Origin of the sequence: Sulfitobacter sp. M368 (assembly GCF_025141875.1) — a bacterium.
Classification (GTDB): domain Bacteria; phylum Pseudomonadota; class Alphaproteobacteria; order Rhodobacterales; family Rhodobacteraceae; genus Sulfitobacter; species Sulfitobacter mediterraneus_A.
The window spans coordinates 474491-488004 of sequence record NZ_CP081113.1 but is presented as its reverse complement, the minus strand read 5'-3'; the positions used below and the strand labels follow the sequence as shown (position 1 = coordinate 488004).

The window sequence follows — 13514 nt, the reverse complement described above, 5'->3', positions numbered from 1 at the left end:
GAACCCTCCTCTTCAGCCGCGCAGCACGCCGCCGGTGGCTTTGGTAACCTTTTCGATCACCTTGGCACCCACCGCTTCGATGTCCGCATCCTTCAATGTTTTGTCACTGGGTTGCAGGCGCACTGTGATGGCGAGAGACTTCTTGCCCTCACCAAGGCTACCGCCGATGAATTCATCAAAGACGCGGACCTCTTCGATCAATGCCTTGTCTGCGCCTTTCGCGGCATTGACCAAGGTCAGCGCCTCTACGTCTGCGTCCACGACAAAGGCAAAATCACGTTCAACCGCTTGCAGATCACTGATCTGGAGGGCGGCCCGTGTTGCACCGGATTTGCGCGGCAAAGGCACTTCGCCCGGCCACAGGGTAAAGGCCATCGCAGGTCCTTTGACATCCATCGCAGCCAGCACACGCGGGTGCAATTCGCCGTAGATGCCCAGCACCTTTTTCGGACCAAGACAGATCTTGCCGTGACGCCCCGGATGCCACCAATCGGCAGCATCGCGCAGAATTTGCACCTTTGCAGGCGCACCCATTGCAGCCAGCACCGCCTCGGCATCGGCTTTGACATCAAACACATCCACAGGGCGGGACGCGCCATGCACATCTTTGGGACCAGTACGCCCAACGATCAGACCAGAGACCAGCATATGTTGCTCTCCCGGTTCACCGCCGTGAAACGCCGGGCCAACCTCGAACAGCGCCATATCGGCAAAACCGCGCGCCTGATTGCGGGCCGCAGCCTGCAACAGACCGGGCAACAGGGCGGGGCGCATGTGGCTCATGTCCGAAGAGATCGGATTTTCCAGACGGGTTTCGTCAGTCCCGCCACCAAAGAGCGCGGCAGAAGCCTGATCAATAAAGCTGTAGCTGATGCATTCGTTGTACCCCAGAGCGGCGCAGGTCCGCCGCGCGGCGCTCATCCGCCGCTGCATGGGCGACAGGATCGGGCGCGGCACGCCATCGGTCAGGCGCGGCAAGGGCCGGCCCTCAAGCTGGGTCAGGGAGGCAATTCGCGCGACCTCTTCCACCAGATCCGCCTCGCCCTGCACATCGGGGCGCCAGCTTGGCACATGGGCCATGTTGCCCTCAAGGCGGAAGCCAAGCGCTGTCAACGTCTGGCGCTGGTCGCTTTCGGGGATGGTCATGCCAACCAGCGACTGCACCCGCGCGGCATCGAGTTTATAGGCGCGTGAAGTGTCCGGGATCTTACCCGCGACCACCACTTCGGAAGCTTCGCCCCCCGCGATATCGAGAATCATCTGGGTGGCATGTTCGATGCCATAGGGTGTCCATTCGGGATCAATCCCGCGCTCGAACCGATACCGTGCATCCGAATTGATCTTGAGCGCCCGGCCCGTATATGCGGTGCGGATCGGATCGAAATAGGCCGCCTCAAGGAACACATTTACGGTGTCTTCGGAACAGCCGGACGCCGCGCCACCCATAATGCCGCCAAGGCTTTCCACACCTTCGGCATCGGAGATGGCGATCATCTCAGGTTCAAGGGTGTATTCCTTTTCATCCAGCGCCACCAAGGTTTCGCCGCCCTTGGCGCGGTGAATACGCAAGGTGCCACCCGAGACTTTGTCGGCATCGAATACGTGCAGGGGGCGGTTGCGATCATAGGTGAAATAGTTGGTCACATCGACAAGGAACGAGATCGGACGCAGGCCAATAGCCCGCAGCTTGTCTTGCAGCCAAGTCGGGCTTGGCCCGTTCTTCACACCCTTGATCAAACGGCCGTAAAAGACCGGACAGGCGTCCAGCGTGTCTTCATCAATGGTGACAGAGATCGGGCAGGGGAATTGTCCTTCGACCGCGGGCACATCGCGCGGCTTGAGTTTGCCAAGACCGCGCGCCGCCAAATCACGGGCAATCCCGCGCACACCCAGCGCATCGGGGCGGTTCGGGGTGATCGCAATCTCGATCACCGGATCAACCTTGGCCGGATCATTCTCGGCCAGCCAATCGACAAACCGGTCACCCACCGAACCGGACGGCAGCTCGATGATGCCATCATGTTCTTCGCTCAGCTCCAGCTCCCGTTCGGAGGCCATCATGCCAAAGCTTTCGATGCCGCGGATTTTGCCAACGCCGATGGTCGTGTCGATACCCGGCACGTAAACGCCCGGCTTGGCAATCACCACCGTGATGCCTTCGCGGGCATTGGGCGCACCGCAGATGATTTGCTGTACACCTTCGTCAGTCTCGACCTGACACACACGCAGACGGTCCGCATCGGGGTGTTTCTCAGCTGACTTCACAAAACCCAATGTGAAATCGGCAAGCCGCGCACCGCGATCTTCGACGCCTTCAACCTCAAGGCCCAGATCGGTCAGGGCATAGGTGATTTCATCCACCGAAGCGGTGGTATCGAGATGTTCTTTCAGCCAGGACAGGGTGAATTTCATCGGTCAGTTCCTCGTGCAAACGCTTGTGGCTTCGGTATCGTCAAATGCGCAAGGTTTCAATGCATCTAGCATGTGGACCTAAGGATACTGCGGCACACGCCCCATCAATTGATCCAATTGCCAGCCGATCCAGCCATGCGGTATGAAATGCCCACCCGAATGCAGATCCAGCGTCACGGTGTGCCCGCGATCACAATTGTCCCAGTGCCAACGCTCAAAAGACAGAAAGCTGACGATCTCCCATTGCGGCAGGCGGCGGCCAGCACCACAGCCCAGCGCCTCGCGCCACAGGGCCACCGGATGGGTCTCATCGCCGTCCGGCCCCATCGGGAAATCCATTACAGTATCGGCAAAACCATGCACATGACGGATATGTTTGGGGGCCTGCGGGCAGCGCTCCGATTGGCGCAACGTGCCGGACACCGCCAATAGCCCCGCGACCCCATTGCCATTCTCACAGGCATAGCGCCACGCCATCGCAGCGCCGTAGGAATAGCCCGAAACAAAGATCCGATCACGGTCTATTGGAAACCGCTTGGCCACATCTTCGATCACGGCGGCGGCAAACGGCACATCGGCGCTGTCTTGATCCCAGAAATCCCATGTGCGCCCCCGGCCATTGGGCGCAACCAACAGAACGCCGCGCCGGCGTGTATGACCCGAAATCCGTTGGTGTTTGACGATCAGATCACCCTGTCGCCCCCAGCCGTGAAAATGCAAGAGCACCGGCAGCGCGGTTTCACCATCCCAATCATCGGGCATACGGATGTGATAGGATCGGCCGTCCAGTTCACAGGCCTTTGCGCCTTCGCAAGCCTGCCACGGCCCCATGGCAGGCAAGATCGAGATAACAATCAAGAACAAAAATGAACGCAAAATCATGGCGCCAAGGAACGACGCCCGCGCCCGAATGTCACTTCACAATGACGCCAGCCAATTGTGCAATTCGGTCATCCGCGTGTTCGGATTCATATCAGAGACCCGCACCCCCAAACGCTGTGCCGCGTCTGGATCCCGCTCGACAATCTCCAGATCCTGCGCGTCTTGCGCGGACAGCCAGTTCATCCGCCCCAAGCTCGGGCCCAGATTTTGCGGATCAAGCTCGGGGTGGTACTGCATGCCCCAGAATTTCACCCCGTCCCGCTCATAGGCGAAGGCCTGGACGCCGGAATGGTCATTGCCCGCCAAAAGCACGGCCCCTTCGGGCAGCTGCGTGACCTCATCGCGGTGCACACAGGGCACGGCAAAGCCATCTTCGCGCCCCTTGAGCAGCGGATGATCCCGTCCTGCGTCCGTCAGGCGCACACCTTTGGCCAGACCATCCTCGCGGCCATTTGGCGAAGCATCAGATTTGCCGCCCAGCACGCTTGCCGCCAGTTGCATGCCATTGCACGACCCGAGCGTTGGCAGACCCTGGGCGAACACCTTGCGCATCACATCAGCCAAAGGCGCGGCGCGGGTGTCGTCGGTGTTCCATTCCACGCTGGAGCCGGTGAACACCACGCCATCGAATTCTTTGAGTGCCGGCAGTTCCTCTCCGTCATAGGGCGCGACAATCGTAATCGTCAGATCATCCCGACAGGTTTGCAGCGCTGCTGCGTAATTCTCACCGATGGTCATGCCTTGCGTTTCCTTAAACGGGGCATTGGCGGCGGCAGGGTTGGAATCGACGATGAGGATGTTGAGCATGATGTGTCTCGCGCAATGGGGTGCACGCTCACTCTTCCGCACCTATTGGAACGAAATCAAGCACAGACATTTGTAAAGGCGCAATTCGTTCATTCAGCCGTGCCATCGCCTGCCCGCGGGATGGTGATGAAACAGCCGGTCTCTGGCAATTAATGTTTCGGCTTTGCTGGAAACTGTCGAGGGTGGGCCCAGCCTCACCAAATCGCCAGCCCGGTGGTGCGGGCAGGCGATGGCACAACGGCTGCAAGCAGCCTTGAGTCCGTGCGGAGGGGCTAGACAATAAAAGAGTTGAAAAATCCAAGGCCCAACTGTCAAACCCAGCCAAATAGCCTTGCAATCCACGCTGCCAAAAGGGTCGCCAGAACCGAAGTTACAATGACCGGTACATTGTTAGATATTTGCCGAAACCAACTTTCAATAATCGGAACATCGTGAGCTTCTATATACTCCCATCCTGACTGGGTAAGTCTCACAATTTCATCACCTAGATCATATCCCGACTTGTTGGGTCCGCTTTTCCATTCGATCTCTCTGAAGTTGGACCTTTCTACATAGCCGAAACGGTAAGCAAGTATCAGATAATCTTCGAATTCTTGGCTAGAAAAGGTCAATGCAGGCAATGGGGAAATTCGCGCTTTTGACGACTGACGGGTACCAACCGCATTCATCAGCTCCAATAGCGCATTGTACTCTAAACCGTGAATTCCTGCTTCCCCAACGATAGCCAAAGCTTGAGCCATTGCTTTTCGTCGGAATGAAAAACTCACCTGCTCAAACCACCATGCAAGTTCGGCTGATCCAGGCTCGCAAACCCGTAGTGCCGCAGCCAGCGCAGATCGCTGTCGAAGAATGCCCGCAGATCGGGGATGCCGTATTTCAGCATCGCAATCCGGTCGATCCCCATGCCAAAGGCAAAGCCTTGCCATTCATTCGGATCAATCCCGCCTGCGGCCAGCACCTTGGGATGCACCATGCCGGAGCCCAGAACCTCAAGCCAGCCGTCGCCTTCGCCAATGCGCAGCTGTCCATCAACCCAGGAACACTGGATATCCACCTCTGCAGAAGGTTCGGTGAACGGGAAATGCGAGGCCCGGAAACGGGTCTTGATGCCGTCAATCTCAAAGAATGCGGCAAAGAATTCTTCCAGCACCCATTTGAGATTTGCCATCGAAATGTCTTTGTCGATCGCCAGACCTTCGACCTGATGGAACATCGGTGTGTGAGTCTGGTCATAATCGGCACGGTAGACACCGCCGGGGCAAATGATGCGCAACGGTGCGCCTTCGGCCTCCATCGTGCGAATCTGCACGGGGCTGGTGTGGGTGCGCAGCACATGCGGCGGGCGGTTGTCGCCTTCGGCACGGCTCATGTAAAACGTGTCCATCTCGGCGCGGGCCGGGTGGTGGCCGGGGATGTTCAGCGCATCGAAGTTGTACCAATCGGTATCAATGCGCGGCCCCTCGGCGACAGAAAAGCCCATTTCTGCAAAAATCGCAGTCAGCTCTTCAGTCACTTGGCTGACAGGATGGATGCTGCCTTCGCGGCGGGCGCGGGTTGGCAAGGTCACATCCAACCATTCACTGCGCAGACGTTCATCCAGCGCCGCATCGCCCAGCGCGGCCTTTTTGGCGGCAAGGGCGCTGTTGATCTCATCCTTGAGCGCATTCAGCGCGGGACCGGCCACTTGCCGCTCTTCCGGGGTCATCTTGCCCAGCTCGCGCATTTTCAACGCCACTTCGCCTTTTTTGCCAACCGCAGCGAGCCGGATATCCTCAAGCGCCGCTTCATCCGCAGCATCGGCAATCTGGCTCAGGTATTTTTGCTTGAGATCGTCCATCGTCCGCCCGTCCTTCAAAGTCCGCTGACGTGCTAGCAGATACGCGGCTGATTACAAGGGAGAGCCGCCCCGGATCAGCCTTTGGGCAGCAGCCAGGCATCGAGATAGACCTGCAAACGGTCCCGCATATCCACATCGGCATGAATGGCGCAGAAATGCAGGGCCATCACCTGCACCAGAAAGGCCTGCACCCCTTCGGCCATCAACAAGGTCGAGATGTCACGCCGAAACGGCCCATCACGCAACCAATCCGCCACCACGATCAGATGTCGGCCAAAGGTCTTTGCGATCGGCCCGATTTGATCAGACATAGCCGCTCCGGAATGGCGCAGGATCACATCGAACACATAGCGCTCGCAGGTCATGAACCGCATCATTGGATCCATTGCCGCGATCAGATCTGCGGTGGAGCCCGGCACTGGCTGCCGTTCCAGATCATCCAGGAGCCCGTCAATTTTGGCCCCGATCAGCAGGTCCATCAACGCATCCTTGTCCTTGAAATGCGCAAAGAAGGTGCCCTTGGCCACCCCCGCGGTCTTCACCACCTCTTCCACCCGCAGGGCATCATAGCCGTGATCTGCGATCAGAGCTTCGGCAGCCGCAGTCAGTTTGGCGCGAGTTTTCAGTGTGCGGGGTTGGATGGCATCTTTCATGCGTTGTGTTTCGCATGCTTTTTGACCGCGGTCAAATTAGTTATTGACCACGGTCATTTTTGAATCTACCAAATTGACCACGGTCATTTATTGGAGATTCCCATGCCCAAACGCATTTTCGTCCTCAACGGACACCCCGCTGACAACTCACTGAACCACGCGCTTGCCGATAGCTATGCCAAGGCGGCCCGCGCCGCAGGGCATGATGTTCGCCTGACACATCTGCACGATCTGAGCTTTGATATGGATTACGAATTCGCAGGCTACAAAAAGTCCAAACCGCTTGAACCGGCCCTCGAAACCGTGATGAGCGATCTCGAATGGTGCGAACACTTCGTCCTTGCCACCCCGATGTGGTGGGGCAGCCTGCCTGCGAAATTGAAAGGTCTGTTCGACCGCGTCCTATTGCCCGGCCGCGCCTTTGACACGCGCGTGCCCCCCGGCACTATGCCCAAACCAATGCTTGGCGGGCGCACGGGGCGGGTCTTGCTCACCTCTGATTCGCCAAAATGGTTCCTGAACCTGATGTACCGCGGTGCCATGCTGCATCAGTTGCGCGGCCAAATCCTGAAATTCATCGGCATCAAACCTGCCAAGATCAGCTATTTTGCCGGTGCCAGCCATCCCAAGCCGGGCCAGCCGGAAAAATGGCTCAAGCAGGCTGGCGCATTGGGCGGCCTAGCGGCGTAATGCGCAGCGCCCACCTGAACAAACAAAAAAGCCGCCCCGGTTGGAGCGGCTTTTCCAATTCTAGTACCAAACCAGCTTAAGCAGCCAGCGCAGCCTGTGCCTGCTTTACAATCGCACCGAAGGCTTCGGGCTCGTGTACAGCCAGATCGGCCAGAACCTTACGGTCCACTTCGATACCGGCCATGTTCAGACCATTGATGAAACGGCTGTATGTCAGCGCTTCGTCGTGGGAACGCACAGCGGCGTTGATCCGCTGAATCCACAGGGCGCGGAAATTCCGCTTGCGGTTCTTACGGTCGCGCGTGGCGTATTGGTTGGCCTTGTCGACCGCCTGTGTGGCGACTTTAAAGACATTGGAACGACGACCATAGTAGCCTTTGGCGGCTTTGATGATCTTCTTGTGACGGGCGTGGGTTACTGTACCACCTTTAACTCGGGACATCTCAGCTCTCCTCTATCAGCGGTCGTAGGGCATGAAGCCCTTGATGATCTTTGCATCGGGCTCAGACAAAGCTGTTGTGCCACGTGCGTTACGGATGAATTTATTGCTCCGCTTGATCATGCCGTGCTGTTTGCCAGCCTGGCTGCCGATGACCTTGCCGGTCGCCGAGATCTTAAAGCGCTTTTTGGCGCTCGATTTCGTCTTCATCTTGGGCATTTCCGTCTCCTATCTTAGGTCGGTGATCGCACGACTCGGCATGCCTCTTGGGCCGGTCGCACGGGATGAAAGGGGCGTATAGGCCCATGTCTCAGCTTTGGCAAGAGGGGTCGGGTGGATCAATCCAACGAGGGCAGCATTTCGCATGGCACCCCATCAACACAGCGACCTGTCTCCAGATTTTCATAGTTGTATTCACTCAGATTACCAGCCTCAATGTCCAGCGTAACCTGCGGGTCAACATAGAACCGGTAGCCCCTGCTATTGGCCCCGTTCGTTTTAAACCCAGAAGGCAGCATTTCAACCGGGCGGGTGATCACCAATGTGTCGACTGCATGCCCCCGCAACACGCCTTGATCCAACAATTGTAGCAGGCCTGCTTGTAACGGGAGCACCGAATAGCGCTGCGCCTTGCCCTGCAAAACCAGCGTTTCCGGGTCAATGCGCGCAACGCCGTAGGGATAATCAAGGTCAAACTGGTACTGAACCTGCCGCCGCGATGCCACGTCGTTCTCCAGCTCGCGCAGGGCGCCGTCCACCATTTCAAAAGCCTTGCCATTGCGACGGATCGGTTTGTCCACCGCATCAAGCTGATCCTTGTGAATGATCCGTTCATGACTGGGGAAGGTCCGACTGCCCATCCACTCGGCCGTTTTTCCATCAAACCGTTGCCGGTCAAAAGCGACCTCAAGCGTGCTTCGGAATGTCCGCTGCGCAACCGCCTGCCCGAGATCTGATGGACCCGGAACGCAGACACCCGACCGCGCAAAGTGAACCTGCGTGCTGTCCAGACCCGAAACCGCATTGCCCGAATGCGTGATCAGCCGCTCGATACGCTCGACAGCGCCGGTGAATTGCCAAATCACAGAAGTCTGCGCACCCGCGATCAGGTAAAGAGGTTGCTCACCTGCTTCGACATGCAACCTCACAACAGTGGTGGCTTGATGCAGGCCACTAATCGAAATCGTTGAAACCGCGCCTCCACGCAGGGTCGAAAGCCAATGCAAACCCGCCTCTTCGGACTTGGGCGGATAGGCGCAAATCTCGGGCAACCCGGCCTCTGCCAACGCCACCCGCTTGGCCTCGAACCGCGCCTCATATTCGGCCATTCGCAGCTCGCGTTCCTTTTGGGCGGCTGTCAGCGCCGGGGATTTCCTTGTGTCCTTGTTATTCTTTTTTGAATTGCCGTCTGCTTCATCACGAAGCAGATCAACCACGGCAATGATTTCCTCTGCAGTGACTGCCCCATCATCGTTGAGGTCAAATTGCATCAGCTGCGATCCGGGCGCTCGGGTGGTCTCCAACTGACCAAGCTGCGCATCCTCCGCCATCATCAGTTCTGATTGGGACAGATTTCCATCCTTGTCCGCGTCAAAAGCATAACGCAGCCAGATCAGTTCCGCCCGATCCTGCGGCTTCAGCGCCGGCTCTTGTTGCTTGATCTCGGCTGCACTCACCAAATGGTCGCCATTCAGATCGAACCGAAAGTAGGCGGACCGAAAATGTGCACGGCGGCGCAAAACCTCGGCGCGATGCCGCTGGTCCAGAATGTCTTGAGTCACCAAATCCTGCACCGCATAGCTGAAAAACGCGTTCAATGTTCTCTTTACAAAGTATTCTGGCTTGGTCCGCGCCTGCGCCACAGACCGATTGTCCAACTTGGCAAGTCCGCGGGCCTGGTCCCCTGAAGTTTGGTCCGCAACTGCGGGACCAGACAGAACCGAAAAAACCAAAATCCAGAATAACCTGTGCATGAATCCTGCCTTTTCTCCACAACCATTTGCAGAACGCCTATTGCGCAAATAGGGCAAGACTATGTCAGCTGCGCCAACTGGTGTCGGCAATTAGATCAAGTAGCGGTTAAAGACCCTATTGAACACGTCAGGGACATCACCCAGAGAATACCCTCCCGGCTGTGACTGGACCGCAAACAAGATCAACGCGCCACCGATGAGGATGGTCAGTGCAGAGGCACGCGGGGCCCGCCTGTCTGACATGGCCGACAGCACGGAGGGAATAGACAGACCTGCGATAGTGACACCCAGAACAAGTGCAAGATCCGGTTCCATCGTCATTCCTCCTTCCCTGACGGCAGGAGTTTACTCCGGATCAGAGGAAAAAATCAATCTTTCGTCGCAGGGCGCAACCCGCAGGATGTTGGTGCTGCCCGGCACATTGAAAGGCACACCGGCGGTGACCACGATGTGATCCTCCGGCCCGGCAAAGCCTTCGCTGCGCGCCGCTTTGGCAGCGGAGACCACCGCGCTCTTGAACCGCTCCAACTCGCCGGTGATCACACAATTGGTGCCCCAGCTGAGCGCCAGACGCCGCGCCGTGCCGACCAGCGGGGTTAAGGCGATGATCGGCACGCGGGGCCGCTCGCGGGCGGTCAGCAGCGCGGTTGTCCCGCTTTGTGTGAAACAGCAGATCGCTTTGATATCGGTCGTTTCAGCGATCTCGCGGGCGGCGGCCACGATCCCGTCCGCGACGGTCATCCGGTCGGCCTTGCGCGAGGCCTCGATAATCTGGGTATAGGTCGGGTCTTGCTCAACCTCGGTTGCAACGTTGTCCATCGTCTGGACCGCTTGCACGGGATAATCGCCTGCTGCGGATTCCGCGCTCAACATCACGGCGTCCGCGCCTTCATAGATTGCAGTGGCCACATCGGACACTTCGGCGCGGGTCGGCATCGGGCTTTCGATCATGCTTTCCAGCATCTGCGTGGCCACAATCACCGGCTTGGCCGCCGCACGGCATTTGCGCACGAGACGTTTCTGGATCGGCGGCACGTTCTGCACCGGCAGTTCCACACCCAGATCGCCCCGCGCCACCATGATGCCGTCGCTTGCAGCGAGAATGTCATCAAACCGGTCCACGGCAGAGGGTTTCTCGATCTTCGACAGAATCGCTGCACGCCCCTTGGCCAGCGCCCGTGCTTCGTCCACATCTTCAGGGCGCTGTACAAAGCTGAGCGCAAGCCAATCCACACCCAGACCGCAAACAAATTCCAGATCGGCGCGATCCTTGTCCGACAGCGCCGCCAGCGGCAGCACCACATCCGGCACGTTCACGCCTTTGCGGTTAGAGATCACACCGCCGGTGATCACCTCGCAATTGGCATAGTCGGCCCCGCAATCGGTGACCTTGAGGCGGATCTTGCCGTCATTGACCAACAGGCTTGCACCTGGCTCAAGCGCGGCAAAAATTTCTGGATGCGGCAGGCAAACCCGTGAAGCATCCCCATCCGCCGGATCAAGATCCAGACGGAAACTGGCACCCTCATCCAATTGTTCGCTGTCACCTGCAAAGACGCCCACACGCAACTTTGGCCCTTGCAGATCGGCAAGAATGCCAATGGTGCTGCCCGTGGCTTCCTCAACCTTGCGGATGATCGCGTGTTTCTCGCGGATTTCCTCATGGCTGCCGTGGCTCATATTGAGCCGGAACACGTCCGCCCCCGCCTTGTGCAGCGTTTCGATCATGTCGTAAGTGTCTGATGCTGGTCCCAGCGTCGCCACGATCTTTACATTGCGCAAGCGTTTCATATGGTGCGTCCTCGTTGGTTGGTTGGCAGGCCCGCCAACAGAAAGAAAATTCGTTAGCGATAACAATACGTCGCTTAGGCGCTTATAGAATGCCGTCATGCAAGTCAAAGGTTTCACAAATATGACCTATCAACCTTTTCACATCGAGGGAGAGGACAGACCCGCCCGTTGGCTGATCACCTGTGATCACGCTGCCAACACGGTGCCGCCACAGATCAATGGCGGATCCCTGGGCCTGGACCCTGCGGATATGGGCCGCCACATCGCCTATGATCCGGGAACCGCCGGGGTTGGCAAGGCGCTTGGCAAACTGCTGAATGCGCCGGTGATCATGTCCAACTTTTCGCGGCTGGTGATTGATCCAAACCGCGGCGAGGATGACCCAACCTTGCTGATGAAACTCTATGACGGCACCATCATTCCCGCCAATCGTCACGCCGATCTGGCCGAACGCGAACGCCGGCTGGACCTGTGTTATCGCCCCTATCACGATGCCCTGACCCGCCTCGCGGCACGGCCAGGCACCGTTATCCTGTCTCTGCACAGTTTTACCCCGCAACTGCGCGGCCGCCCGCCACGTCCTTGGGAAATTGGTGTGCTATATGCCCGCGACACCCGGCTGGCCCATCCGTTTCTGAACCGTCTGCGGCAAGAACCGGATCTGACCGTTGGCGACAATGAACCCTACTCGGGCCATTTGCCCGGTGATGCCGTGGACCGTCATGCGCTGCAACACGGGCGGCCAAACGTCCTGATCGAACTGCGCAACGATCTGATCTCGGATGGTGAAGGGCAAACCAAATGGGCAAACCGGCTTGCCCCCATGCTGACCGAAGTCCTTGATGCCACCGGATTATAAAGGAAACGCAGATGCCTCACTTCATTCTCGAACATTCACCCGACATTTCAGCGGATCAGATCTCTGACACACTCGACGCGCTCTTTGCTGCGGCCAGCGATCACCCCGAATTTCCTGACCCCGCGGCGATCAAAATGCGCGCCCTGCCCTGCGCCCAACAGCGGATGGCGGGCAAGGTACACAGCTTTGCCCATCTGACAATCAAACTGCTGACCGGGCGCGACACTCCAACAAAAGCGGCATTGGCACAAGACATGCTAATGGTCTTGGACTCGCAATTGCCGCAGGTTGGCCAGCTCACCGTTGACCCCCGCGATATGGCACGCGACACTTACGCAAAACGCATTCTCTGAAGTTAGGAGCCGTCATGGACGACCAAACCAAGCTGGAAATCGAAGCCGCCGCCTTTCGCCGGTTGCGGCAGCATCTGATGCAAGACCGGACCGATGTGCAAAACATCGACATGATGAATCTCGCCGGTTTTTGCCGCAATTGCCTGTCCCGTTGGTATCAAGAAGCGGCCAATGAACGCGGCATCGAAATGACCAAGGATGAAGCGCGAGAAAGCTATTACGGGATGACCATGGCAGAGTGGAAAGCCAACTATCAGACCGACGCATCCCCGGAAAAACAAGACGCGTTCAAAACCGCATTCGCAGAAAACGTCGGCAAATCGTAGGGCGGGATTCACCCCGCCATCCGTCAAAACGAATACAGCAACAACCACTCCGCCCTGAGCACGGGGCGGGCCGTCCCCTGCATCTGCACCTCCGCACCGATCCGCACCATCAGATCGCTGCGGCCACGTACTTTGACATCCAGCACAGTAAATTGCCCCCGGACCATCGCACCAACCGGCACGGGTGCCAGAAACCGCACCTTATCAAACCCGTAATTCATACAGGCGCTTTGCCCCTCCACCTGCGGCATCGCTTCAAAGGCCATGCCAGACATCATCGACAAGGTCAGCAAGCCATGGGCAATCGTGCCGCCAAATTCGGTCATCGCCGCCCGCGCCGGATCTATATGCAGGAACTGCCTATCCCCGCTCACTTCAGCAAAGGCATCAATCTGCGCCTGATCGACCAAGGTCCAGTCTGATTGCGCCAAGATCTGGCCGATCATAGCGGTCAAAGCCTCACGGTCGATGGGATTTGCCATTGGGTGGCCT

General features: G+C 58.1%; 16 protein-coding genes. 4 read left to right on the top strand and 12 right to left on the bottom strand.

Annotated elements, in window-relative coordinates:
- Window positions 1-12: 12 nt before the first annotated feature.
- The 6 genes from pheT to K3754_RS02360 form a co-directional block, all read right to left on the bottom strand.
- Window positions 13-2412 (bottom strand): phenylalanine--tRNA ligase subunit beta, encoded by a 2400-nt coding sequence (gene pheT, locus K3754_RS02385; RefSeq protein ID WP_259940581.1) that lies wholly within the window; start codon window positions 2410-2412, stop codon window positions 13-15.
- Between the two features lie 78 nt (window positions 2413-2490).
- Window positions 2491-3294 (bottom strand): PHB depolymerase family esterase, encoded by an 804-nt coding sequence (locus K3754_RS02380; protein ID WP_259940577.1) that lies wholly within the window; start codon window positions 3292-3294, stop codon window positions 2491-2493.
- 36 nt (window positions 3295-3330) lie between these two features.
- The gene (locus K3754_RS02375) at window positions 3331-4101 is read right to left on the bottom strand and encodes a type 1 glutamine amidotransferase (RefSeq protein WP_259940575.1); all 771 of its coding nucleotides are present in this window, start codon (window positions 4099-4101) and stop codon (window positions 3331-3333) included.
- Between the two features lie 311 nt (window positions 4102-4412).
- The gene (locus tag K3754_RS02370) at window positions 4413-4841 is read right to left on the bottom strand and encodes a hypothetical protein (RefSeq protein WP_259940573.1); all 429 of its coding nucleotides are present in this window, start codon (window positions 4839-4841) and stop codon (window positions 4413-4415) included.
- A gap of 23 nt (window positions 4842-4864) precedes the next feature.
- On the bottom strand, window positions 4865-5938 hold the full coding sequence (pheS, locus tag K3754_RS02365; protein WP_203209213.1) for a phenylalanine--tRNA ligase subunit alpha: 1074 nt from the start codon (window positions 5936-5938) through the stop codon (window positions 4865-4867).
- A 74-nt stretch (window positions 5939-6012) separates the two neighbouring features.
- Window positions 6013-6591, bottom strand: coding sequence for a TetR/AcrR family transcriptional regulator (locus K3754_RS02360; protein ID WP_259940571.1), 579 nt, complete (start codon window positions 6589-6591; stop codon window positions 6013-6015).
- 102 nt (window positions 6592-6693) lie between these two features.
- Here K3754_RS02360 and K3754_RS02355 point away from each other — a divergent pair, with 102 nt between their 5' ends.
- A complete protein-coding gene (locus tag K3754_RS02355) occupies window positions 6694-7281 on the top strand; it encodes an NAD(P)H-dependent oxidoreductase (RefSeq protein WP_259940569.1) in 588 nt (195 codons plus the stop codon).
- Window positions 7282-7357: 76 nt separating this feature from the next.
- Here the strand turns inward: K3754_RS02355 and rplT are convergent, their stop codons facing one another.
- The 5 genes from rplT to pyk all read right to left on the bottom strand — a co-directional run bounded on the left by rplT (window position 7358) and on the right by pyk (window position 11484).
- Entirely contained in the window at window positions 7358-7723 is a 366-nt protein-coding gene (rplT, locus tag K3754_RS02350; protein ID WP_025047063.1) for a 50S ribosomal protein L20, read from the bottom strand.
- Window positions 7724-7738: 15 nt separating this feature from the next.
- Window positions 7739-7939 (bottom strand): 50S ribosomal protein L35, encoded by a 201-nt coding sequence (rpmI, locus tag K3754_RS02345; RefSeq protein WP_203209216.1) that lies wholly within the window; start codon window positions 7937-7939, stop codon window positions 7739-7741.
- A gap of 119 nt (window positions 7940-8058) precedes the next feature.
- Window positions 8059-9537, bottom strand: a complete 1479-nt coding sequence (locus tag K3754_RS02340) for an EF-hand domain-containing protein (protein WP_259940563.1) — start codon at window positions 9535-9537, stop codon at window positions 8059-8061.
- Window positions 9538-9783: 246 nt separating this feature from the next.
- Window positions 9784-10008, bottom strand: a complete 225-nt coding sequence (locus K3754_RS02335; protein ID WP_259940560.1) for a hypothetical protein — start codon at window positions 10006-10008, stop codon at window positions 9784-9786.
- Window positions 10009-10038: 30 nt separating this feature from the next.
- Window positions 10039-11484: a pyruvate kinase gene (pyk, locus tag K3754_RS02330; RefSeq protein ID WP_259940557.1), complete on the bottom strand. Its 1446-nt coding sequence runs from the start codon at window positions 11482-11484 to the stop codon at window positions 10039-10041.
- 121 nt (window positions 11485-11605) lie between these two features.
- On the opposite strand from pyk, the gene K3754_RS02325 reads away from it, so the two are divergent.
- The 3 genes from K3754_RS02325 to K3754_RS02315 are packed head-to-tail and all read left to right on the top strand — an operon-like array spanning window position 11606 to window position 13022.
- A complete protein-coding gene (locus K3754_RS02325; RefSeq protein ID WP_203209220.1) occupies window positions 11606-12343 on the top strand; it encodes an N-formylglutamate amidohydrolase in 738 nt (245 codons plus the stop codon).
- A gap of 11 nt (window positions 12344-12354) precedes the next feature.
- Window positions 12355-12696 carry a 5-carboxymethyl-2-hydroxymuconate Delta-isomerase gene (locus tag K3754_RS02320; protein ID WP_259940552.1) on the top strand — a complete coding sequence of 114 codons (342 nt, stop codon included), beginning with the start codon at window positions 12355-12357 and terminating at the stop codon, window positions 12694-12696.
- Window positions 12697-12710: 14 nt separating this feature from the next.
- Complete coding sequence (locus K3754_RS02315) at window positions 12711-13022, top strand: DUF1244 domain-containing protein (protein ID WP_259940549.1); 312 nt, start codon at window positions 12711-12713, stop codon at window positions 13020-13022.
- A gap of 23 nt (window positions 13023-13045) precedes the next feature.
- On the opposite strand, the gene K3754_RS02310 is transcribed toward K3754_RS02315, so the two are convergent.
- Window positions 13046-13504 (bottom strand): MaoC family dehydratase, encoded by a 459-nt coding sequence (locus K3754_RS02310; RefSeq protein ID WP_259940546.1) that lies wholly within the window; start codon window positions 13502-13504, stop codon window positions 13046-13048.
- Window positions 13505-13514 lie beyond the last annotated feature (10 nt).

Excerpts from the sequence above, each read along its gene's own strand:
- K3754_RS02380 (WP_259940577.1), bottom strand. The coding sequence starts at position 3,294 with ATGATTTTGCGTTCATTTTTGTTCTTGATTGTTATCTCGATCTTGCCT.
- K3754_RS02360 (WP_259940571.1), bottom strand. The coding sequence starts at position 6,591 with ATGAAAGATGCCATCCAACCCCGCACACTGAAAACTCGCGCCAAACTG.
- K3754_RS02375 (WP_259940575.1), bottom strand. The coding sequence starts at position 4,101 with ATGCTCAACATCCTCATCGTCGATTCCAACCCTGCCGCCGCCAATGCC.
- K3754_RS02370 (WP_259940573.1), bottom strand. The coding sequence starts at position 4,841 with ATGGCTCAAGCTTTGGCTATCGTTGGGGAAGCAGGAATTCACGGTTTA.
- K3754_RS02315 (WP_259940549.1), top strand. The coding sequence starts at position 12,711 with ATGGACGACCAAACCAAGCTGGAAATCGAAGCCGCCGCCTTTCGCCGG.
- K3754_RS02310 (WP_259940546.1), bottom strand. The coding sequence starts at position 13,504 with ATGGCAAATCCCATCGACCGTGAGGCTTTGACCGCTATGATCGGCCAG.
- K3754_RS02335 (WP_259940560.1), bottom strand. The coding sequence starts at position 10,008 with ATGGAACCGGATCTTGCACTTGTTCTGGGTGTCACTATCGCAGGTCTG.
- rpmI (WP_203209216.1), bottom strand. The coding sequence starts at position 7,939 with ATGCCCAAGATGAAGACGAAATCGAGCGCCAAAAAGCGCTTTAAGATC.
- K3754_RS02325 (WP_203209220.1), top strand. The coding sequence starts at position 11,606 with ATGACCTATCAACCTTTTCACATCGAGGGAGAGGACAGACCCGCCCGT.
- K3754_RS02355 (WP_259940569.1), top strand. The coding sequence starts at position 6,694 with ATGCCCAAACGCATTTTCGTCCTCAACGGACACCCCGCTGACAACTCA.
- pheS (WP_203209213.1), bottom strand. The coding sequence starts at position 5,938 with ATGGACGATCTCAAGCAAAAATACCTGAGCCAGATTGCCGATGCTGCG.
- K3754_RS02320 (WP_259940552.1), top strand. The coding sequence starts at position 12,355 with ATGCCTCACTTCATTCTCGAACATTCACCCGACATTTCAGCGGATCAG.
- rplT (WP_025047063.1), bottom strand. The coding sequence starts at position 7,723 with ATGTCCCGAGTTAAAGGTGGTACAGTAACCCACGCCCGTCACAAGAAG.
- pyk (WP_259940557.1), bottom strand. The coding sequence starts at position 11,484 with ATGAAACGCTTGCGCAATGTAAAGATCGTGGCGACGCTGGGACCAGCA.
- pheT (WP_259940581.1), bottom strand. The coding sequence starts at position 2,412 with ATGAAATTCACCCTGTCCTGGCTGAAAGAACATCTCGATACCACCGCT.